This window comes from Amorphus coralli DSM 19760, assembly GCF_000374525.1.
Lineage (GTDB): Bacteria > Pseudomonadota > Alphaproteobacteria > Rhizobiales > Amorphaceae > Amorphus > Amorphus coralli.
The window spans coordinates 115693-136198 of sequence record NZ_KB894572.1 but is presented as its reverse complement, the minus strand read 5'-3'; the positions used below and the strand labels follow the sequence as shown (position 1 = coordinate 136198).

19 protein-coding genes are annotated in these 20506 nt (G+C 68.7%); 7 read left to right on the top strand and 12 right to left on the bottom strand.

The window, feature by feature from the left end; all coding sequences use genetic code 11:
* Window positions 1-22: 22 nt before the first annotated feature.
* Entirely contained in the window at window positions 23-1117 is a 1095-nt protein-coding gene (locus C507_RS0108615) for a cobalt-precorrin-5B (C(1))-methyltransferase (protein WP_018699279.1), read from the top strand.
* The gene (locus tag C507_RS0108610) at window positions 1107-1853 is read left to right on the top strand and encodes a cobalt-precorrin-6A reductase (protein WP_018699278.1); all 747 of its coding nucleotides are present in this window, start codon (window positions 1107-1109) and stop codon (window positions 1851-1853) included. Before C507_RS0108615 ends, C507_RS0108610 begins: the two co-directional genes overlap by 11 nt.
* Here C507_RS0108610 and cobM read toward each other — a convergent pair.
* The 7 genes from cobM to C507_RS0108575 form a co-directional block, all read right to left on the bottom strand.
* Window positions 1825-2622: a precorrin-4 C(11)-methyltransferase gene (gene cobM / locus C507_RS0108605; RefSeq protein ID WP_018699277.1), complete on the bottom strand. Its 798-nt coding sequence runs from the start codon at window positions 2620-2622 to the stop codon at window positions 1825-1827. The two genes, C507_RS0108610 and cobM, sit on opposite strands and share 29 nt — an antisense overlap.
* Window positions 2619-4436: a precorrin-3B C(17)-methyltransferase gene (gene cobJ / locus C507_RS0108600; protein WP_018699276.1), complete on the bottom strand. Its 1818-nt coding sequence runs from the start codon at window positions 4434-4436 to the stop codon at window positions 2619-2621. The genes cobM and cobJ overlap by 4 nt, the downstream gene beginning before the upstream one ends.
* Window positions 4427-5134, bottom strand: a complete 708-nt coding sequence (gene cobI / locus C507_RS0108595; RefSeq protein WP_018699275.1) for a precorrin-2 C(20)-methyltransferase — start codon at window positions 5132-5134, stop codon at window positions 4427-4429. Before cobI ends, cobJ begins: the two co-directional genes overlap by 10 nt.
* The gene (gene cbiE / locus C507_RS0108590; RefSeq protein WP_018699274.1) at window positions 5131-6336 is read right to left on the bottom strand and encodes a precorrin-6y C5,15-methyltransferase (decarboxylating) subunit CbiE; all 1206 of its coding nucleotides are present in this window, start codon (window positions 6334-6336) and stop codon (window positions 5131-5133) included. Before cbiE ends, cobI begins: the two co-directional genes overlap by 4 nt.
* Entirely contained in the window at window positions 6333-6983 is a 651-nt protein-coding gene (locus tag C507_RS0108585; protein ID WP_018699273.1) for a precorrin-8X methylmutase, read from the bottom strand. Before C507_RS0108585 ends, cbiE begins: the two co-directional genes overlap by 4 nt.
* Window positions 6980-8167: a sirohydrochlorin chelatase gene (locus C507_RS0108580; protein WP_018699272.1), complete on the bottom strand. Its 1188-nt coding sequence runs from the start codon at window positions 8165-8167 to the stop codon at window positions 6980-6982. The genes C507_RS0108585 and C507_RS0108580 overlap by 4 nt, the downstream gene beginning before the upstream one ends.
* 71 nt (window positions 8168-8238) lie before the next feature.
* Window positions 8239-8826, bottom strand: coding sequence for a HupE/UreJ family protein (locus tag C507_RS0108575; RefSeq protein ID WP_018699271.1), 588 nt, complete (start codon window positions 8824-8826; stop codon window positions 8239-8241).
* A 370-nt stretch (window positions 8827-9196) separates the two neighbouring features.
* On the opposite strand from C507_RS0108575, the gene C507_RS0108570 reads away from it, so the two are divergent.
* Together C507_RS0108570 and C507_RS0108565 are read left to right on the top strand one after the other, a co-directional pair.
* A complete protein-coding gene (locus tag C507_RS0108570) occupies window positions 9197-10786 on the top strand; it encodes an EAL domain-containing protein (RefSeq protein ID WP_018699270.1) in 1590 nt (529 codons plus the stop codon).
* A 220-nt stretch (window positions 10787-11006) separates the two neighbouring features.
* Window positions 11007-12632 (top strand): putative bifunctional diguanylate cyclase/phosphodiesterase, encoded by a 1626-nt coding sequence (locus tag C507_RS0108565; protein ID WP_169508959.1) that lies wholly within the window; start codon window positions 11007-11009, stop codon window positions 12630-12632.
* A 51-nt stretch (window positions 12633-12683) separates the two neighbouring features.
* On the opposite strand, the gene ppk2 is transcribed toward C507_RS0108565, so the two are convergent.
* From ppk2 to aptA, 5 genes are all read right to left on the bottom strand, one after another.
* A complete protein-coding gene (gene ppk2 / locus C507_RS0108560) occupies window positions 12684-13484 on the bottom strand; it encodes a polyphosphate kinase 2 (RefSeq protein WP_018699268.1) in 801 nt (266 codons plus the stop codon).
* 148 nt (window positions 13485-13632) lie between these two features.
* Window positions 13633-14430 carry a CoA-transferase subunit beta gene (locus C507_RS0108555; protein ID WP_018699267.1) on the bottom strand — a complete coding sequence of 266 codons (798 nt, stop codon included), beginning with the start codon at window positions 14428-14430 and terminating at the stop codon, window positions 13633-13635.
* Complete coding sequence (locus tag C507_RS0108550) at window positions 14427-15281, bottom strand: CoA transferase subunit A (protein WP_018699266.1); 855 nt, start codon at window positions 15279-15281, stop codon at window positions 14427-14429. Before C507_RS0108550 ends, C507_RS0108555 begins: the two co-directional genes overlap by 4 nt.
* 231 nt (window positions 15282-15512) lie before the next feature.
* On the bottom strand, window positions 15513-15806 hold the full coding sequence (locus tag C507_RS0108545; RefSeq protein ID WP_018699265.1) for a hypothetical protein: 294 nt from the start codon (window positions 15804-15806) through the stop codon (window positions 15513-15515).
* A 95-nt stretch (window positions 15807-15901) separates the two neighbouring features.
* Complete coding sequence (aptA, locus tag C507_RS0108540; RefSeq protein WP_040400855.1) at window positions 15902-17230, bottom strand: omega-aminotransferase AptA; 1329 nt, start codon at window positions 17228-17230, stop codon at window positions 15902-15904.
* 176 nt (window positions 17231-17406) lie between these two features.
* On the opposite strand from aptA, the gene C507_RS0108535 reads away from it, so the two are divergent.
* From C507_RS0108535 to nadC, 3 genes are all read left to right on the top strand, one after another.
* The gene (locus C507_RS0108535; RefSeq protein WP_018699263.1) at window positions 17407-18381 is read left to right on the top strand and encodes an NUDIX hydrolase; all 975 of its coding nucleotides are present in this window, start codon (window positions 17407-17409) and stop codon (window positions 18379-18381) included.
* A 117-nt stretch (window positions 18382-18498) separates the two neighbouring features.
* Window positions 18499-19506, top strand: coding sequence for a quinolinate synthase NadA (gene nadA / locus C507_RS0108530; protein ID WP_051089745.1), 1008 nt, complete (start codon window positions 18499-18501; stop codon window positions 19504-19506).
* A gap of 63 nt (window positions 19507-19569) precedes the next feature.
* A complete protein-coding gene (nadC, locus tag C507_RS0108525) occupies window positions 19570-20421 on the top strand; it encodes a carboxylating nicotinate-nucleotide diphosphorylase (RefSeq protein WP_018699261.1) in 852 nt (283 codons plus the stop codon).
* Window positions 20422-20506 lie beyond the last annotated feature (85 nt).

Genomic DNA, 20506 nt, shown 5'->3' with positions numbered 1-20506 from the left:
TCTCGATGGCGGAAGCCGGCCGATGAGCCGGCCGTCCGCTTCCGAACGCGGCGCGTTGCGCCGCGGCTGGACCACGGGCGCCTGCGCCACGGCGGCCACCAAGGCCGCCTACACAGCGCTCGTCACCGGCACCTTCCCCGACCCCGTTGAAATCCTGCTGCCCAAAGGCGAACGCCCTGCCTTTGCTCTTGCCCGCGAGGACAGTGGCCCGGGCTGGGCCCAGGCTGGCATCGTCAAGGACGCCGGCGACGATCCGGACGTCACGCACGGCGCGCTCATTGTGTCCACCGTCCGACCGGGTGCGCCGGGCACCGGCATCGTCTTTTGCGCCGGACCGGGCGTGGGCACAGTGACCCGCCCCGGCCTTCCGGTCCTGCCCGGCGAGCCGGCCATCAATCCGGTGCCGCGCGCGCTCATGCGCGCCGTCATCGACGACGCATCGGCAGCCCTCGGCGGGCCGGCCGACGTGGAGATCGAGATCTCGATCCCCTCCGGCGAAAAGCTCGCGGCGAAGACCTGGAACCCGCGCCTCGGCATCGAGGGGGGCCTGTCGATCCTCGGCACCACCGGCATCGTTCACCCGTTCTCCTGCTCGGCCTGGATCCACTCCATTCATCGCGGCATCGACGTGGCCCGCGCCACCGGCCTGGGCCACGTCGCGGGGTCTACCGGATCGACCTCGGAAGCGGCCGTGAAGGCCTTTCACGACCTGCCGGACACGGCCCTCTTGGACATGGGCGACTTCGTCGGCGGCATGCTCAAATATCTGCGCAATCACCCCGTCGACCGTGTCACCGTGGCCGGTGGGTTCGCCAAGCTCACCAAGCTCGCCCAGGGCTTCCTTGACCTGCACTCCGGCCGCAGCCAGGTGGATTTCGAGTGGCTGGCGCAGGCTGCGCGGACCGCAGGTGGAAGCGAAGCCGTGGCGACGACCATCCTCGGCGCCAATACGGCGGCCGAGGCCCTGTCGATCGCGCGCGCAGCCGACATCGATCTCGCGGCACCCGTGGCGCTTGCGGCCCGCGAGCGTGCGGTGCGCGTCGTCGCCGGTCGGCCGATCAGGGTCGACGTTCTGGTGGTGGACCGTCAGGGAAGGATCATCGCCCATGCCGGCTAACATCCTCGTGCTGGGCGGAACGACGGAGGCCCGGGCGCTGGCCGACCATGTCGCCGACGATGGCCGCCACGCCGTGGTGACGGCGCTTGCCGGCCGCACCGCCGAGCCAACGCCGCGCAAGGGCACGGTGCATCTCGGCAGCTTCGGCGGGACCGACGGTCTGCGCGACCACCTGCTGGCGGAAAACATCGACCTGCTGGTCGATGCCACGCACCCGTTCGCCGCGCGCATATCGATTGCCGCAAGGCAGGCTGCCCGGTCGGCCGGCCGCCCCTATCTGCGGCTGGAGCGCCCCGGCTGGGTCGAGACCGAAGGCGATCGCTGGACGCGGGTCGCAAGCCTTGCCGAGGCGGCCGAGACGCTCGCCCCCGGCGCCAACGCCTTCGTTACCGTCGGTCGACAGGAACTCGGACCATTCCTCCGCCGACCGGACGCAACCATCGTCGCTCGCACCATCGAGAAGCCCGAGCATCCCCTGCCGGAGCGCATTCGCCTCATCCTCGACCGGCCACCCTACGCGCTGGAAACGGAACTCGTCATCCTGGCGCGCTACCGGATCGACGTGCTGGTCACCAAGAACTCCGGCGGCGACGCCACCGCGGCGAAGCTCGTCGCCGCCCGCCAGGCCGGGCTTCCGGTGATCATGATCGACCGGCCCGGCGGCCAACCGCCCGCCGACGCCGCCGACGTGAAGAGCTGCCTGGCGCTCATCGAGCGGCATCTTCACTCTCCTTGAGCTTCTTCTTTTTCTTCTTCGGCCGCAGGATGTGCTTGTGGGTCGGGTCGTAGAGCCTGGAATCGGTGAAATCACTGGCGTCGAGCACACGACCGACGAGCACCAGCGCCGTCCGCGTTAGCTTGGCCTCCTTCACCTTCCCCGCGATGTCGGAAAGCGTGCCACGCAGGATCGCCTGGTCCGGCCACGTCGCGCGATAGATCACCACCACCGGGCAGTCCGCGCCGTAGAACGGCGTCAGCTCGCGCTCGACGTGGCGCAGATTGCGCACCGAGAGATGGATGGCCAGCGTCGCCCCGGAACGCCCCAGCGTCGCCAGATCCTCGCCCTCGGGCATCGCCGACGACTTCATCGTCGTGCGTGTCAGGATGACCGTCTGCGAGATGTCGGGCAGCGTCAGTTCCTGACCGAGCTCGGCCGCGGCGGCCGCGAACGCCGGCACGCCGGGCGTGATGTCATAGGGAATGCCCAGCGCCTGCAGCCGTCGGATCTGCTCGCCGATGGCGCCATAGATCGACGGATCGCCGGAATGCACCCGCGCTACGTCCTTGCCATCCGCGTGCGCCGCCTCGATCTCCGCCAGGATCTCGTCGAGGGTCATCGGTGCGGTATCGACCACCCGGGCGTCCTTCGGCGCCGCCGCCACGACCTCTTCCGGCACCAGCGAGCCGGCATAGAGGCAGACCGGGCAGGCCTCGATCAGTTTCAGGCCGCGGACGGTGATGAGATCCGGCGCGCCGGGGCCGGCGCCGATGAAATGGACCGTCATGCCGCCCCCCGCTTCGCCTCGTAGCCGCGTGGCGTGTAGACCCGGACCGATCCATCGCCGCGCGTCAGAGTCCGCGTGGCCGTGGAGCCGACCACCACCAGAGACAGCATGTCCACCGTTTCCGGGTCGAATTCGGAAAGCGTCGTCACGCTCAGCCTTTCGCGCGGACGCCCGAGGTCGGCGGCCACCATCACCGGCGTGTCGGCCGGGCGATGCTCTGCCAGGATCGCAAGGGCGCTGGGCAATTGGTCTCGGCGGCGCTGGGAGCGGGGATTGTAGAACGCGATAACGAAATCTCCTTCGGCGGCGGCGCGCACACGGCGCTCGATCGCCGCCCACGGGGTGAGCAGGTCGGACAGGGAAACGCAGCAAAAATCGTGACCGATGGGTGCGCCGAAGCGCGCGGCGGCGGCCTGGACGGCGGAAATGCCCGGAGCCACAACCACCTCCACGCGGCGCTCCGCGTCGCTGGCGGAGGGCTCGGCGAGGCACTCAAAGACCAGCGTCGCCATGGCGTAGATGCCGGCGTCGCCCGACGAGATCAGCGCCACGTCGCGCCCTTCGGCGGCCAGCGCCAGCGCGTGCTGGACCCGGCCGATCTCGGCGCCGAGGTCGAAGCGATGGTCGGCCTGGCCGTGGGCAAGATCGCCGACGAGATCGAGATAGAGGCCATAGCCGACCCAGTCGGTCGCCTCCTCCAGAAGCATCGTCGCCTCGCCGCTGCGCCAGGCCTCCTGGCCGGGACCGATGCCCACCACCGAGAGACGCCCGCGAGGCCGGCCAGTGGCCTCGATGGCGATGGGACCGGGCGCCACGGCCACCGCGCAGGTGGCGCGCTGCGTCTTGGTCTTCTCCACAAGCAGTCGACCGTCTGGCCCGGCGGCCGCCAGGGCCGCGCCTTCCGCGACGCCCGGCACACCCACCTCCGACAGCACCACCTCCGACGGGTTGGCAAGCCGGCCGGATACGGCGCCAAGCTCCTCCTGCGTGAAGAAGCGGGCCGGCACGCCGAAATGGGTTGCAAGTGCGTGCACGGCCGGCTCGTCGGCCTTGCGGTCGAGCGAGACGATGCAGGCGACCGCCTCGCGGGCAACGCCTGCCTCGTCCAGCACGTCCTCGGCCAGGCGGATCAGGTCATCGGGCGGGCAACCGCGGTCGGTGCCGACGCCGAGCGCCAGCGAGCGGGGACGGTAGACGAGCGTGGTCATGCGCCCCTCATCTGGTTCGGGAAGATCTTTGACGATCGAGGACACAAGCCGGACGTCGCCGAACGCCCAGCGCGGCAAGCGAGCATCGGACAGCCAGTCGAGCGCCGGATCCACGACGGCGGACGCGCCATCGAGAAGTGCGGCCATCGCCGCCTTGGCGTCTTCTGGGTTGGCCAGGCTCCAGCCCGCCGGGGGATCGTCCAGCGCGACGCCGAAGCGCAGGTCGCCAGCCGTGGTCACGGCAGCGACGCCACCCAGCTCCGCCGCGATCCGGCGGGCGAGATCGTTGGCACCGTGATGCCCGCCCAGAACCGGCACCACGGCGGATCCGTCCTCCGCCACGGCCACCACCGGCGGGTCGTCCTGTTTTCCGCCGATGACCGGAGCCAGCAGCCGAACGACGATCCCGGTGGCACAGATTCCAATGACCGGCCGGCCGGCCTGGAAGGCTGTACGCATCTCGTCGCCGAACCGGCCGGCCGCCGCTTCCTGCCCGGCGGCGGACGGACCGGCCACGACCGAGCATTTGCCGAGGACACCGCGCACCCGTTCGGCGGTCTCCAGCCCCCGCTCCGTCAGCACGAAGAGGGCGGGCGTCATCGCCATTCTTCATCTCCCCGGTAGACCAGGATCGTCGAGAAATAGGGACGCGCCCCCTCCGGCAGCGCGTCCAGCCGCGTCACCGCCTGGTCCGGCGCCGTCGCGCGCTCCACCAGCACCGAGGACGCCTCGAGCCCCTGCGCGCGCAAAACGCCGCGCACGGCGTCGATGTGCCGGCCGACCTTGACGATTGCCGCGGCATCGCAGGTGGCAAGCTCGGCGGCGAGACGCTCGGGGTCGAGAGGCGCCGGCAGCACCTTCAGCACCTCGTTGCGTGCCGCGAGCGGCCGCCCGGCTTCCGCGGCACACGCCGTCAGCGAGGTGATGCCGGGGACGACGACCGTCTCGAACCGCTCCGACAGCCGGGCGAACAGATACATCGCGCTGCCGTACACCATCGGGTCGCCTTCGCAGAGAAGCGCCAGGGAGCTGCCCCGCGACAGCTCCGCCGAGATCCGCTCCGCCGCCTCGTCGTAGGCCGCCCGGCCCGGCCCCCGCTCCACCTTCATCGGCATCAGGAAGCCGATCTCGCGCGCGTCCGGCGCGATGTGGGCGGCCGCGATCTCGCGCGCCTTGGCCCCGCCGCTTTCGGTGGTCGGATAGGCCACCACGTCGGCCTCCGCGATGATGCGCGCGACCTTGAACGTGATCAGCTCCGGGTCGCCGGGCCCGACACCGACGACGTGAAGGCGGCCGCTGGTCATGGCTTCACCACCCGCCACTGCAGCACGCTCATGCGCGGCCGCATCGCCCGGAAGCGGCCGACCGCATCCTGCTCCGACACGTCGATGCGGACCAAATCACCGCCGTGGCTCGCCTGGCGCTCGATCAGCGCTGCGTCGCCCTCAAGCGTCACCGCGTTGGCCACCATCCGACCGCCGGAGACGAGCCGGTCCCAGGCCTGCGCGAACACCTCCGGATCGGACACCGCGCCGCCCAGGAACACCGCGTCCGGCGCCGCCCGTCCCTCCAGCGTCGCCGGCAGCTCGCCCGCCGCGACACCCAGGCCCGGCACGCCGAGCGCAGTTCGGTTGGCCTCGATCATCGCCAGCCGGTCTTCCGCCCGCTCGAAGGCCACCGCCTGCGCTCCGTGCGCGGCCCGCATCCACTCGATGGCGACGGATCCGCAGCCGGCCCCCAGGTCCCACAACAGAGCCCCCGGAGCGGGGCCGAGCGCGGCCACAGTGACGGCCCGGACCTCGCGCTTGGTCAGCTGCCCGTCGTGGGCGAACGCGTCGTCGGGAAGCCCCGGCACCGTGGCGAGCGGCGTCGCGCCCGGCTCGGCGCGCACCACGATCGCCAGAGTGTTCAGGTCGTCGAAGCCGCCGCCGACGATGTCGGTGGGGCCGATCTCGGTGATCCGCTCGCGCTCGGTGCCCATCGCCTCCAGCACGATCAGCTCGCTCGCGCCGAAGCCGCGGCTGCGCAGCAACTGCGCGACCGACGCGATGGTCTGCGCACCGCTGGTCAGCGCGATGATGCGCGTTCCGTGCGCGATCGTGCGCAGAAGTGCGTCCTCGGACCGGCCATGCAGCGATACGCACGTGACTCGGTCCAGCGGCCAACCGAGGCGCGCCGCGGCCAGCGAAAAGGCCGAAGGCGCCGGCAGCACCACCATCTCGTCGGCCGGCACATGGGCCGCCAGCGTTGCGCCGATGCCGAAGTGCATCGGGTCGCCGGTGGCCAGCACCGCCGTCGGATCGTCGCGCCGGGCAAGCAGCGCATCCAGGCCATCGGAGAAGGGCGTCGGCCACGGCCGGCGCCGCTCTTCCGGCACACCCGCGGCCTCCAGATGGCGGGCCGCACCGTAGACCTCCTTGGCCTCGTCCAGGGCGGCTCGGGCGCGCTCGGGTTCGGCGAGCCGGCCGTCGGGGTGCATGCCGATGACGGTCAGCCAGGCACTCATGATTTGATCTCCGCAAACAGGGCGCCGTTGAGGGCGCCACCGGCAATGGCGCTGCCGCCGCGCCGGCCGAGCAGCGTCGCGAACGGCACCTCGCCGGCATGGGCGACCAGCGCCTCTTTGGATTCCGCCGCGCCGACGAACCCGACGGGAAAGCCGAGGATCGCGGCCGGGCGCACGCCTTCGTCGAGCATCAGCTCCAGAAGGGCGAAGAGGGCTGTCGGGGCATTGCCGATGAGGGCCACGCCGCCGTGCAGCGCCTTCCGGGACAAGACGATTCCGGCCGCCGACCGGGTGGTGTCCAGCCGCCTCGCCTCTTCCTCCACGCCGGGAAGATCCAGGCCGCAGACGACCTGCGCGCCCTCTGGCAGGGCGGTGGAATGAATGGCGTTGGCGGTCATCCTGCTGTCGACCACGATCGCCCGCCCGTCCGCCACGGCCCGACGTGCCGCCCCGGCCAGGTCGCCGCCGAAGCGCAGGTCGGCGACCACCTCCGGCATGCCGCACGAATGCACGACCCGCGTCGCAATGGCCCGTTCGCCGGCGGCCAGGCCGTCCAGATCGCAGGCCTCGTCGACCATTTCGAAGGAGCGCCGGTAGATCGCCGCGGGATCGCGGAGATAGTCGAACCGGGCTTGGCCGCGCGTCACGTGTCCGGGCCGGCCTTGCGGCGCGACAACACGCTCACCGGTCCGAGCGGATGATCGGCGTGCGGATAGGGATGATGGTGGTGGTCGTCATGGGCATGGTCATGCCCGTGATGATGCCCATGCCCGTGGCCATGATCGTGGGAATGGCCGTGGTGGTGGCCATGCGCATGATCGTGGCCATGCGCGTGGTCGTGATAGTGATGGTCGTGGCCGCCCTCCGCCAGCCGGCATTCGCCGGTGCAGAACGTGTCGCACAGGGCGCAGTCGGCCACCGACGATCCCGGCGCGGAGGCGCCCATGCCCTCCACGTGGTGGTGATGGCTCTCCTGCGGCAGCCCGACCTCCGCCTCGAAACCGAGAACCGCCTCGCGGTACTTGCACAGGGCGCAGTTCATCAAATTCTGGCCCTGAAGGATTTCGCGCACCCGTTCCGCCAGCGTGTCCACCACCAGCGGATGATCGTTGAGATAGGGTGCCTTGACCCACTCGATTCCGGGATGGCGCGCAGCAACGGCGTCGGTGAAGCCGTAAATGCGATCGACCAGGATCCCTGTGAACAGGAAGTAGGGGAACACGATCACGCGCTTGAAGCCGAGCTTCGCGACGTGCTCCAGGCCCGGCTCGACCAGCGGGAAGGTCACGCCGGAATAGGCCACCTCGGCCCAGCCGAAGCCGAACCCTTCCCACAGGAGGCGGGCGATCTTGGACACGTTGGAGTTTGCATCCGGGTCGGAAGCGCCGCGGCCCACCACGACCAGACAGGTCTCGTGAACCGGCCGCGGCCCGTGCACGCGGTCCGCCTCTTCCAGGGCGGCGCGGATGCGATCGCCGGCGGCGCGGATCATCTTCGGATCGATGCCGAGCTCGCGGCCGTAGTCGATGCGGATCCCGTTCGCCGCGGAATAGGTGTTCAGCACCGACGGGATGTCGTTCTTGGCGTGACCGGCGGCAAACAGCATGCCCGGCACCGCCAGGATACGCGAGGCACCCTTCTCGCGCAGACGGTCGAGACCGTCACGGATCACGGGATTGGCGAACTCCAGGTAGCCGTATTCCACCGGCCAGTCGGGAAAGCGCGTTGTCAGTGCCTGCGCGACGTTGGCGAACTCGGCAACGGCCGGCCCGGAGCGCGAGCCGTGACCACAGATCATAACGCCGAGCGCCTGCGCGTCGGAGCCGGTCATCGGAATACCTTTCAAAATCAGAGACCGCCGGGCCGGTAGGCCGGCCCGGCGATACGTTCGCGAGCGGCCTGTCAGCCCAGGAGGACGACGAGACCGAGCGCGGCAATGGCACCACCGCCCGCCTGTCGGGCCAGCACGCCGGTGCGGCCAGAGAGGAAGCCCGTGGACAGGCCGATGCCGAGACCCGCGGCGTGCAGGAGCGCGGTGGCGGCCACGAAGCCGGCGCCATATTCCAGCGCCGCGACGGAAGACGGCATCTCGGTGCCGTGGGCGTGACCGTGGAACAGGGCGAACACGCCCACGAGGGCGGCCGCCGCAACGCCGGTGACGTTGGCGCCGAAGACGATGGCAAGGCCGAGGACCACGACCGAGCCCTTGATGCCGAGCTCGACCAGCGGCAGCGGCGCGCCCGCCAGGCCGGCAATGCCGCCCACGACCATCACCCCGAGGAAGGCTGCCGGCAGGGCCCACATCCAGCGTCCCCCGAGAGAGGCGCCCAACAGGCCGACGGCGATCATCGCCAGCATGTGATCGAGGCCACCCATGGGATGGGCGAAGCCGGCCGCGAAGCCGGATGCCGGACCGGCGCCCGTGTGTGCGAGGGCGGGAGCGGCAGCGGCGAGAAGCGTAGCGAGTGCGATGAGGGCGCGAGCGGCCATCGGTGTCTCCTTGTCGAATGCGGGGCAACGATCCGATCAAGGATGGGCGGCGCCACGGGGAGGCGTGGTCCGTCACACTCGTCATCGGCAGCCACGGCGTAGGCCCCCGAATTGGGTCGGCCGCACCGCAATCGCTTTCAGTTCCTTGGGGAACGCTGCAGGTCTAACGCGGCGAGACTATCGAGTGCGCCCCTCGCCCACAAGGGCGGCCTGCGGGACAATGCGCCGATCAGGACGCCAACCCTGTCGCGATGGCTTCACGCAAGATTGACGCTTTATGCAGGCAGTCAGCGGCAGCGATCCGACTTTTCGGATGCAGACTGCCTGCGGTGCCGTCGAGCACTGATGGGACAGGGCCGAACAACCGGCGATGAAACGCCTCAACCACACTTGGCGCCAGATTGCAGGCGTCGTCGCGATCGCTCTGCTCGGCGGTCTGGTGAGCGCGTCCGCCTATTATCTGCTGATGCAGCTTGCCGCCGACGAGCGGATCCGCTGGGAAACGGACGCCGTCTTCTCCCGCGCGGAAGGAATCGCCGCGAGCAACATTGCCGTGTTCGAGCGGCTGAACCAGTCGCAACATCCTGCTTGCAGCGATCCCGACCTCCACGAGCTCCGTCAGATTGCCCACGACACCATGTATCTCGCCGATGTCGGCAGGATCATCAACGACAAGCTGGCCTGCACCGCCCTCTGGGGCATCCTGGACTCTCCCCCGCTTCTGCCGCAAGCCGACGCCGTCGGGCGTGCCCACGGGTCCTCACTCTGGTGGAACAAGGTCGGCCTCGTACCGCTGGAAGAGCCCGTCAATCTTGCCGCGCTCGGCACCAGCATCGTGGTCATCTCGCCCTGGATCTTCCAGAACTACGAAAATCTGGAGCCGGGAATCGGATTTGTCATCGAGGACCGGGCCCGGACGCGCGTGCAGCGCGAGATCGGCGACACCGACGGGCTCGCCGGTGAAGCCGCCGAAACGTCCGCTTGGTACCTTCCGAACCGGGCTCGACACGTCCGTTTGTGCAGCGACGGGTACGATGTGTGCGTTGTCGGGCGCTTCCGGATGCCGAACCCTGTCCTTGCCGATCCGCTCGGCTTTGCTGCAACCGGGCTGGCGGGCGTGCTGGGCGGCGGATTGCTCGGTCTGACCCTCCTCTTCCTGCTGTACAAGCAGCTTCCGATGCGGCAGCAACTGTCCAAGGTTATCCGGGAAGACCGGCTGGTTGTCGTCTACCAACCGATCGTCAGCCTGGATGACGGCACCCTCCGGGGCGCGGAGGCCCTCGTCCGGCTCGTCGACGTCGACGGCCAGTGGATCTCGCCACAACGGTTCATTGCGGCGGCGGAAAATCTGGGCCTGATCGGCCTCATCAGCCGTTCCGTCGCGCGCCGGTCCTTGCGCGACATGCGCGACTATCTGCGGCACGACGATTTCTATCTGAGCATCAACCTGTCGGTACCGGATTTCCTGGATCCCGAGTTCCTTCCCTTCATCGAGGCGGAGGCTGGGGCCCACGGCATCGATCGCCACAGGATCGCCCTGGAACTGACCGAGCGGCAGACCGCGGATCACGATGTGCTGGCCGAAGCATTGGCAAAGTACCGCAGCGCCGGTTTCCAGATCCTGATCGACGACTTCGGAACCGGCTATTCAAGCCTCGCCTATCTCCAGGAATTGCCGATCACCGGGATCAAGATCGACAAGATGTTTGTTCAGGGACTTGGTGAAAGCACGATCGGCTGCGAAGTCGTGAAGCAGGTGCTGGCGCTTGCCTCCGCGCTGGACGTCGAGCTGATCTGCGAAGGCGTGGAGACGGAAACCCAGGCAGTCTTGCTGAGGTCGATGCAGCCGGGCCTTTCGGCGCAGGGATGGCTCTACAGCAAGGCGGTCGAGGCGCACGTTTTCCGGGAGCGCTTCGCGACAGCGGCGACCATCCGGCCCGATCCTGGGCCGGGCGCCTGAAACGGTCGACGGCCGAGACCGACCCGCAGGTTCGCGCAAGCCACCCCGACTACGGAAAACAATCCCCGCGCGCTCCCCAGACTCGGCTCTGGCATTCCATTGGGCGCACGATAGGCTGGTGTAAGTCGACGCAAGATTTTTCGATATCCGCAAAGTCACCATGCGTTTCTATAGCTCACTCTCCCGCGTTCGCGGCCTGAACTATCCCGCCAAGATTCTTTTGGTCACCTTTCTCGGCATCCATCTCCCGCTGATCAGCGTGGTTGCGGTGGCCCTGGTCTTTTCCCTTGCGGACTGGGGGACGGTCCTGCTGATTCTCGCGGTCCTGCTGGCGGCGACGCTGATCGGCACGGCCTGTACCCTGCTCGTACTCTACGACCTGCTGGCCCCAATCCTGGCGGCCTCGCGCGCCCTGCGCGATTATCGGCAGAGTGGTCGGCTGCCGGTACTGCCCCTCGATTTCGACGACGAGGCCGGCACGCTGATGCGCGATACCGACAGCACCATCCGGGAACTGGACGAGCTGGTCCGGAAGCTGACCGATCTCGACGCCGAATCGGGCCTGCCCAATCGCAACCGCCTGCGCCAGCTCATCGACGACCAGCTGGCGGCGCGGAAACGCATCGCCGTGGTTTGCCTGCTCGTGCAGAACCGGTCGGAGATCGACTATTTCTTCGATGTGCCGACCGGGAGGGAGTTGCTGGCGGCGTTCGTCGAGCGCCTCCGGGACGAGCCGTCGGTCCTCGAGGTGGGCCGCGTGGCGCCGGGCATCATCAAGTTCTCGATGCCGCTGCAAGAGCGCAGCGATCTTGAGGACGCCCTTTCCGCCCTGTCGGAGCGCCTGAGCCGTCCCCTCACGTCCGGCGACTACGCCTTTTACCCCAGGCTCCTGTTGGGTGTGGCCCGGCCGCCCGAAGACGGGGCACGGGCCGATGCCCTGATGTCGGCCGCCATGACGGCGACGAAGAACGCCGAGCCGGACGCCGAATCGAACGTCCTGTTCTACTCGGCGGAATCGCAGCGGTCGGCACGGCGCCTGTTCGAGATGGATCAGGAGATCCGGACGGCCATCGAGACCGGACAGTTCGAGCTCCATTATCAACCGATCGTGGAGTTCGACCGCCGGCGGGTGGTGAGCGCCGAGGCCCTGATCCGCTGGCGCCACCCCGAACGTGGGCTGATCCCGCCGAACTCCTTCATTCCGCTCGCCGAAGGGGCAGGGCTGATCATTCCGCTCGGGCAGTGGATCCTCGAGACGGCGTGCCGGCAAGCCGCCGAGATGGGTCGCTCGCTGGTGGAAACCCCACGCTTGTCCATCAACATGTCAGCGCGCCAGTTCAGCGACCCAGACCTTCTGAGCACCCTGGATCGCGCGGTCGAAGCCGCCGGCATCGCGCACGATGCCCTGAAGTTCGAGATCACCGAAACGGTGGTGGTGACGGACCTGAAGCAGGCGCGGCGTACGATTGCCGCGCTGAAGGAACGCGGTATCGCCGTCGTGCTCGACGACTTCGGCGCCGAACACTCAAACCTTCGCTACATCGCCAACATCGACTTCGACGAGATGAAGATCGATCGGCAGTTCGTCAGCCATATCGACGCCGACAGCCGACTGAAGGCAATCTGCACGTCGATCCTGACCCTCGCGGAGGGGCTTGGCGTGCCCGTGGTGGCCGAAGGGGTGGAACGCCGCGAGGAGCTGGACACGCTCCATCGATTGGGATGCCGCCAATTCCAGGGTTACCTGTTCTCCAGGCCGATCCCTGCCGGACAGTTCCCCGACGCCGTGCGCACGCTGGTGACCGAAATCGCCGACCCCGGCTTTGCCATGGCGCCCTCCCGCTGATCCACACGGTGGCCTGGTCGCCGGACGCCCCATCGGGGCTGGCGTGCCCGATCAGGGTGCGATCATGCCGTGCGTGATGCGGTGCGGATCGAACGGGAACACCACGTGCGGGTCGCCGTCGACCACAGCGTGATCCTTGTCGTCGTAGTCGAGCCGCGACAGGAGGTCCCGGATCAGGTTGATGCGGGCCTGGCGCTTCACGTCGGCCCGAACCACGGTCCAGGGCGTGATCGGGGTGTGGGTGCGGGTCAGCATTTCGTTGCGGGCCACGCTGTAGGCGTCCCAGTGTTCTGCGGCGACGGCATCGATCGGGCTGATCTTCCACTGCTTCAGCGGATCGGTGCGGCGCGCCTCCAGGCGCTTGATCTGTGTCTCAAACTCGATGTCGAGATAATATTTCATCAGCGTGATGCCGGAGCGCACCAGCATGTGCTCGAAGTCGAGCACCGTTTCCATGAACCTCTCATACTCCTCGTCTGTGCAGAACCCCATGACCCGCTCCACGCCGGCGCGGTTGTACCAGCTGCGGTTGAACAGCACGAACTCCTGCCCGGCCGGGAGGTGCGGCACGTAGCGCTGGAAATACCATTCCGTCTGCTGGCGGTCGGAGGGTTTGCCGAGGGCCACGACCCGGGTCTCGCGCGGGCTGAGGTGTTCGGTGATGCGCTTGATCACGCCGTCCTTGCCGGCCGCGTCGCGCCCCTCGAGGATCACCAGGATCTTGTCGCCGTTGCGGATGTAGTGGCGCTGCAGCTTCACCAGTTCGATCTGCAGCGCGTAAAGCGCCTCGCGGTAGGTGTCGCGGTCCATCTTCGGGATGGGCGGTGCGCTGTGGTCCGTGTCCTTCGCCATTCTCGACCTCTTCCTTGCCGGCGACAGCCCGGCTTGCCCCAGCCTAACCGGTTGCGGCCCGAAGGACACCTCCGCCGGAAGGCCTGCACCCACGAAAAGGGCCGGCTTGCGCCGGCCCTCCTCATCATGCGGTCGACGTTCGGCCCGGTCAGGCCGCCTGGGGCGGCTTGCCGGTCTTGGCGTGCGCCTCGCGGGTGCGCTCCTTGAGCGCCCGCAGTGTCTCCAGCTCCAGTTCGGTGGGCGCCGGGGTCTCCTCAAGCGCGTCGGCGAACTTCACCGTCCAGCCGCAGGTCCCCTGCACGTCCTCGCGGGTGACGCCGGGGTGCAGCGAGACGACCGTGAACTCCTTCGTCTCCGGATCCGGTTTCCAGACGGCGAGGTCGGTGATCAACCGGGTCGGCCCCTTGGTGGTGACGCCGATGCGCTGGCGATGATCGCCGCCCTCGCCGTGGCCGAAGGAGGTGAAGAAGTCGATCTTCTCCACCATGCCGCGCAGCGACTGCTTCATGGTGATGAAGATCTCGCCGCAGGAGGACGCGATCTCCGGCGCGCCGCCGCCACCAGGCAGACGGACCTTCGGATTGTGATAGTCGCCGATCACGGTGGTGTTGATGTTGCCGAACCGGTCGAGCTGGGCTGCCCCCAGGAAGCCGATGGAGATGCGTCCGCCCTGCAGCCAGTAGCGGAACATCTCCGGCACGGAGACGGTGGTCACGGCGGTCTCGCAGAGCTCGCCGTCGCCGATGGACAGCGGCAGCACCGAGGGTGCGGTGCCGATGGTGCCGGATTCGTAGATCAGCGTGATGTCCGGCGCATGGGTCAGCCGGGCCACGTTGCAGGCGGCCGACGGCGCGCCGATGCCGACGAAGCAGACATCGTCGTTGGACAGCGACCGCGCCGCGGCGATGGTCATGATTTCGTCGGGGGTGAAGCCGAGATCGCTCATGCCGCGCTCCTCAGGTACCGGGTGCGTTCCTCGTAGACGTCCGGACCGGCGTCCAGCACGTTGGCCTTCATCCAGGCAGCGAAGGCCTCGCGGTCCGACGACACCTTGTCCCATTCCAGGTAGGTGGCGTTGTCGCGGTCGTAGTAGCCCTGGGTGTAGGACGGGTGCGCCCCGCCCGGCACCACCGCGATGGCAGAAACGGTCCAGTCCGGAAGCACGCAGGCGTTGGGGCCGGCGTCCAGATCGTCGACGACCTCCTCGACGGTGACCACCGAGCGCTTCGCCGCGAGAACGGCTTCCTTCTGGATGCCGACGATGCCCTCGATCAGCACGTTGCCCTTCTTGTCGGCGCGCTGGGCATGGATCACCGCCACGTCCGGCCGGATCGCCGGCACGGCGGCCAGTTCCTCGCCGGTGAAGGGGCAGTTGATCGACTTGATGTTCGGATTGACCTTGGCCAGATCGGCGCCCTTGTAGCCGCGGAACACCGCACACGGCAGTCCGGCCGCGCCCGCCTCGTAGGCGTTGGCCATGGCGGCGTGGCTGTGTTCCTCGATCTCCACCGGGTTCGGCCAGTGGTTCTCCACCGCGTCGCGCAGTCGGCGCAGCAGGCCGACGCCCGGATTTCCGGCGTAGGAGAAGATCAGCTTCTTCACCATGCCCATGCCGACCATCTGATCGTAGATGATGTCCGGCGTCATGCGGATCAGCGTCAGGTCCTTTCGGCCTTGGCGGATGACCTCGTGGCCGGCGGCGTGGGGAATGAGGTGGGTGAAGCCTTCGAAGGCTGCCACGTCACCGTCGCGCACATTCTCGGCGATGGCGTCGTGCAAGGACAGGAACTTTGTCATTATCGCTCGTATTTGGTTCGACTGAGCCCGCCGGCACGTTGTAGCGGCTCACGCCCGATGCGCAAGCTGGGCGGCACTGGCGCATTCTTCAAAAAACATCGTCGGAACCGTCAAGGATATCCTCCCACCCGCTCCCGCGCGGGAGCGGGTGGGAAACGGCCGAACGGAAAAAGGCCCTCCGGATATCGCCGACGGGCCTTCTTCCTTATTCCGCGGAAATCAGACGTCTGTTCAGCCGGCGACAGACCGATAGGCCTTGCGGGCGGAGCGGCGCAGGCGCCGGCGCTTCGGCTCGGTCGACACCAGGTACCAGGTCCCGGCAAGCACCACGGCAGCGGCCCCTATGCCAAGCGCCATCAGCGCGGCATCGCGGTTGTCGCGCGGGCGCAGGCGCTCCGGCAGCGCCCGCTCCGGCAGGTGCTCCATCAGGTAGCGGCCACCGCCGGACAGACGGCGACGGGCTTCTTCGTAAGTCTCGCGCGGATAGTGCATCTGGAACCCCTTGATCTCGGCCCTCCTCCGCATCGGACCCGGCTCGTCCGGCCCCGGCGGTGCAGGCACGTCGCGGGAGGAACGGCGCGGCGGGCGGGAACGTTCCGCCTGCCGCTCCGTTCGCGATCTCAGAGCGTCGCCAGCGTCACGCGCAGCTTGTCGACGATCTCGTCGATGTGGGCCTTCTCCGCGATCAGCGGCGGGGCGAGGATCGCCGTGTCGCCGGTGAACTTCACGTGCAGGCCGTTCCAGAAAAGCTTCTTCTGCAGCGCGTTGCCGCGCAGGCCCGGCGCGCCGTCCGGCGCCACCTCGACGCCCGCCATGAAGCCGTAGCCGCGCAGATCGACCACGCAATCGAGATCCTTGAGGCTCCACACCGCGTCCAGGAAATAGTCCGACAGCGCGGCGGCGCGGGCGAAGAGGTCTTCCTCCTCGTAGATCTCCAGCGTGGCGAGGCCCGCGGCGCAGGCGGCCGGGTGACCGGAATAGGTGTAGCCGTGGAAGAACTCGATGGCGTCTTCCGGGGCGGCGTCGACGACGGTGTCGTAGATCTCGTCGCGCACCGCCACCGCGCCCATCGGGATAGCGCCGTTGGTCAGCGCCTTGGCCATGGTCATGATGTCGGGCACCACGCCGAAGGCATCCGCCGCGAACGGCGTGCCGAGCCGACCGAAGCCGGTGATGACCTCGTCGAACACGAGCAGTATGCCGTGCTTGTCGCAGATCTCGCGGATCCGCTCGAGATAGCCCTTCGGCGGCACCAGCGTGCCGGTTGAGCCGGCCACCGGCTCGACGAAGACGGCGGCGATGGTGCCGGCGCCATAGGTGTCGCAGAAGCGCTGCAGGTCTTCCGCCATCTCCGCGCCGGTCTCCGGCTGGCCACGCTGGAAGCGGACCTTCGGATCCCAGGTGTGGCGCATCAGCACGACGTTCGGCAGGGTGACCGGGAAGCCCTCGCGGTTCTTCACCAGGCCGGACAGCGAGGTGCCACCCATGTTGACGCCGTGATAGGCGCGCTCGCGGGAGACGAAGCGGATTCGCTGGCTCTCGCCGCGCGCCCGGTGATAGGCCATGGCGATCTTCAGCGCCGTGTCGACGGCTTCGGAGCCGGAGTTGACGAAGAAGACGTGGTTGATCGGCTCCGGCAGGATCGCCGCCAGCCGCGAGGCCAGCTGGAAGGCGCCGGGATGGCCGAGCTGGAAGGAGGGCGCGTAGTCGTTCGCCTGCATCTGGGCATAGACCGCGTCGGCGATCTTCCTGCGGCCATGACCGGCGGCCACGTTGAACAGCGCCGAGGACCCGTCGATGACCTGGCCGCCGCGCTGGTCCCACAGATATACGCCCTCGCTCTTGGTCACGAGACGCGGATCGCTCTTGAAGTCGCGGTTCGCCGAGAACGGCATCCACTGCTCTTCGAGGGAATTCGGGACGGTCTGAAGCAACGCTGCGGAGCTCATGGCGAACCTGCGGACTGCGGAGAGGATTGGGAACCGGCGGCCGTCAGGCGGCCGTCGCGCGGTACTCTAGGGGATGCGCCGGTCGTTGCGAAGGGGAGGAATGCCGCTCACGCCCCGGCGCACGAATCGCCGCGCCGCGCTATGATGCCGCCAGCCACGCAGCCGACGGGAGCACCATGACGGAAAGCCACGAGGAAAGCCGCGTCCGCGTCGACCTGACGGCGGTGGTCGTCGCGGTGCGTGCCGGCGACCCCGTGGTGCTGACGGTGTCGCGCAGCGCCGATGCCCCCGTGGCGCTGCCCTCCGGCCCGCTGGAATCCGCCCACCGCACCCTGCAGGCCGGCCTGCGCAACTGGGTGGAGATCGAGACCGGCTTCCGGCTCGGCTACGTGGAGCAGCTCTACACGTTCGGCGATCCGGCCCCCTCCAAGTTCGAGCATTCCGGCCCCGATGCCGACCGGGCGCTTTCCATCGCCTACCTGGCGCTGGTTTCGCCGCCGGGCCCGGCCCTGCCCCACCAGGGAGACTGGCGCTCCTGGTACGCCTTCTTCCCGTGGGAGGACATGCGCGCCGGCGAGCCCGCCGCCCGCGAGCCGCTTCTCGACCGGCTCACCAAGTGGGCCGCCCGATCCGGCGTGGCGGGAGACCGGGAAGTCGCCGACCGCATCCGCCTCGCCTTCGCCGGCAACGGCGCGCCCTGGGACGAGGAGCGCACGCTGGAGCGATACGAGATGCTCTACGAGGCGGGCCTCGTTCCGGAAGCCTTCATCGACCGGGGCGACGCATCACCGGCCGGCAGCACCGTCCCCGGCCTCGCCATGCACGCCGACCACCGGCGGATGCTGGCCACGGCGATCAGCCGGCTGCGTGCCAAGATCAAGTACCGGCCGGTTCTGTTCGAGCTGATGCCGCCGGCCTTCACCCTGTCGGAGCTGCAGCGCACCGCCGAGGCGCTGTCCGGCATCGTGCTGCACAAGCAGAACTTCCGCCGCCTGATCGCCCAGCAGGATTTGGTGGAGGAAACCGGCGAGGTGGCTACCGATACCGGCGGCCGGCCGGCCAAGCTGATGCGCTTCCGCCGCGAGGCGACGCTGGAGCGCCCGGCCCCCGGCGTGCGGCTCTCCGCCACCCGGCGCGCCGGCTTCCCTTGACTCCGGCTCAATACCTCTTATGCTCTAGCTGAGCATAAAGGGCCGCTGCACCCAGCCCTCTTTTTGTCGGAATGAAATGCTCAAACTGAGCAAAAGGAGGTCACAGTGACCGCAGTCTTGGCAGAGGCGCTGGAGCGCCGTGCGTTCACGCCGGAGATCGAGGCGCGCACCGCGTCCATCTACGAGAAGGTCAAGGCGCACGTGCCGCGCGCCGAGTGGCAGCTCCTCGCGCCCGAGATCGACGCCATCAACCGGCTGAAGCGCGAGAAGAACGCCATCGTACTGGCCCACAACTACCAGACGCCGGAGATCTATCACGGCGTCGCCGACATCGTCGGCGACTCGCTGGCGCTGGCGCGGCGGGCAGCGGAAACCGACGCCGACGTCATCGTCCAGGCCGGCGTCCACTTCATGGCGGAGACGTCGAAGCTCGTCTGCCCGGACAAGACGGTGCTGATCCCGGACGCCCGCGCCGGCTGCTCGCTCGCCTCCTCCATCACCGGCGCCGACGTGCGGGCGCTGCGCGAGCGCTATCCCGGCGTGCCGGTGGTGACCTACGTGAACACCTCCGCCGACGTGAAGGCGGAATCCGACATCTGCTGCACCTCCGGCAACGCGCTGAAGATCGTGAAGTCGCTGGGCGTGCCGCGGGTCATCATGATCCCGGACAAGTATCTGGCGAGCTTCGTCGCCAGCCAGACCGACATCGAGATCATCACCTGGGAGGGCGCCTGCGAGGTGCACGAGCGCTTCTCCGGCGACGAGATCCGCGAATACCGCGACGCCATCGACGGCCTCACCGTGATTGCCCACCCGGAGTGCCCGCCGGACGTCATCGAGGCGTCGGACTTCGCCGGCTCCACCGCGGAGATGATCTCCTACGTCAAGGACCGGCAGCCCGAGCGCGTGCTGCTCGTGACGGAATGCTCCATGAGCGACAACATCGCAGCGGAATCGCCGGGCACGGAGTTCATGAAGCCGTGCGGCCTCTGCCCGCACATGAAGCGGATCACGCTGTCCAACATCCGCCGCTCGCTGGAGACGATGACCACGGAAGTCACCGTCGACCCGGCGGTCGCCGAGCGCGCCCGGCTTGCCGTGGAACGCATGCTCGCGGTCAGGTAAGATCGGAGGACGTCGCCCGTGCGGCGGCCCCTCCCCGCATCCCGCAGCCGACCGAGATCAGACATGTCCGACTTCGCCCTGCCGGCCCTCATGGTCGAGCCCATCGTGCGCGCCGCGCTCCTGGAGGATCTCGGCCGCGCCGGCGACCTCACCACCGATGCCATCGTGCCCGCCGACCTCACCGCCGAGGCGGTCATCGCCGCGCGCCAGCCGGGCATCGTCGCCGGCTGCCAGGTGGCGGCGCTCGCCTTCCGGCTCGTCGACCCGGCCATGACCGTCACGGTCGAGCGGCCGGACGGCAGCCGGGTCGCCTCCGGTGACGTGGTGATGCGCATTGCAGGCTCCGCCCGGGCGCTCCTGACCGGAGAACGCACCGCCCTCAATCTCCAGTGCCGGCTGTCCGGCATCGCCACGGCAACGGGCGAATTGGTAGACGCGGTGCGCGGCACGGAGGCTGCCGTCACCTGCACCCGCAAGACCACCCCCGGCCTTCGCGCGCTGGAGAAAGCCGCCGTTCGCGCCGGCGGCGGCGCCAACCACCGCTTCGGCCTCGACGATGCCGTCCTCATCAAGGACAACCACATCGCGCTCGCCGGCTCCGTCACCGCGGCGATCGAACGGGCCCGCGCCCGCATCGGCCATCTCGTCAAGATCGAGGTGGAGGTCGACACGCTGCAGCAACTGGAAGAGGCGATGACGGCCGCCCCCGACGTGGTGCTCCTCGACAACATGGGGCCGGAGACGCTGGCGAAGGCCGTTGCCTTCGTCGACGGGCGGGCGATCCTGGAAGCCTCGGGCCGGATCACCAGAGAGACGGCCCGGGCGATCGCGGAGACCGGCGTCGACATCGTCTCCGCCGGCTGGCTGACCCACAGCTCCAAGGCCCTCGACCTGGGGCTGGATATCGGGGTTTAGGGCCGTCGGCATCTACCCGACGACCCCCTCCGCCTCGATCTCCACCGCATAGTCACCGACGAGATCGCCGCGCTGGCAGCGGCGG

Bases quoted from the DNA above. Each gene is read 5' to 3' on its own strand.
- C507_RS0108615 (WP_018699279.1), top strand. From the start codon at position 23: ATGAGCCGGCCGTCCGCTTCCGAACGCGGCGCGTTGCGCCGCGGCTGG.
- nadC (WP_018699261.1), top strand. From the start codon at position 19,570: ATGTCCGACTTCGCCCTGCCGGCCCTCATGGTCGAGCCCATCGTGCGC.
- aptA (WP_040400855.1), bottom strand. From the start codon at position 17,230: ATGAGCTCCGCAGCGTTGCTTCAGACCGTCCCGAATTCCCTCGAAGAG.
- C507_RS0108545 (WP_018699265.1), bottom strand. From the start codon at position 15,806: ATGCGGAGGAGGGCCGAGATCAAGGGGTTCCAGATGCACTATCCGCGC.
- C507_RS0108570 (WP_018699270.1), top strand. From the start codon at position 9,197: ATGAAACGCCTCAACCACACTTGGCGCCAGATTGCAGGCGTCGTCGCG.
- cobJ (WP_018699276.1), bottom strand. From the start codon at position 4,436: ATGGCGATGACGCCCGCCCTCTTCGTGCTGACGGAGCGGGGGCTGGAG.
- C507_RS0108535 (WP_018699263.1), top strand. From the start codon at position 17,407: ATGACGGAAAGCCACGAGGAAAGCCGCGTCCGCGTCGACCTGACGGCG.
- C507_RS0108580 (WP_018699272.1), bottom strand. From the start codon at position 8,167: ATGACCGGCTCCGACGCGCAGGCGCTCGGCGTTATGATCTGTGGTCAC.
- cobI (WP_018699275.1), bottom strand. From the start codon at position 5,134: ATGACCAGCGGCCGCCTTCACGTCGTCGGTGTCGGGCCCGGCGACCCG.
- C507_RS0108610 (WP_018699278.1), top strand. From the start codon at position 1,107: ATGCCGGCTAACATCCTCGTGCTGGGCGGAACGACGGAGGCCCGGGCG.
- cbiE (WP_018699274.1), bottom strand. From the start codon at position 6,336: ATGAGTGCCTGGCTGACCGTCATCGGCATGCACCCCGACGGCCGGCTC.
- ppk2 (WP_018699268.1), bottom strand. From the start codon at position 13,484: ATGGCGAAGGACACGGACCACAGCGCACCGCCCATCCCGAAGATGGAC.
- C507_RS0108550 (WP_018699266.1), bottom strand. From the start codon at position 15,281: ATGACAAAGTTCCTGTCCTTGCACGACGCCATCGCCGAGAATGTGCGC.
- C507_RS0108575 (WP_018699271.1), bottom strand. From the start codon at position 8,826: ATGGCCGCTCGCGCCCTCATCGCACTCGCTACGCTTCTCGCCGCTGCC.
- C507_RS0108555 (WP_018699267.1), bottom strand. From the start codon at position 14,430: ATGAGCGATCTCGGCTTCACCCCCGACGAAATCATGACCATCGCCGCG.
- cobM (WP_018699277.1), bottom strand. From the start codon at position 2,622: ATGACGGTCCATTTCATCGGCGCCGGCCCCGGCGCGCCGGATCTCATC.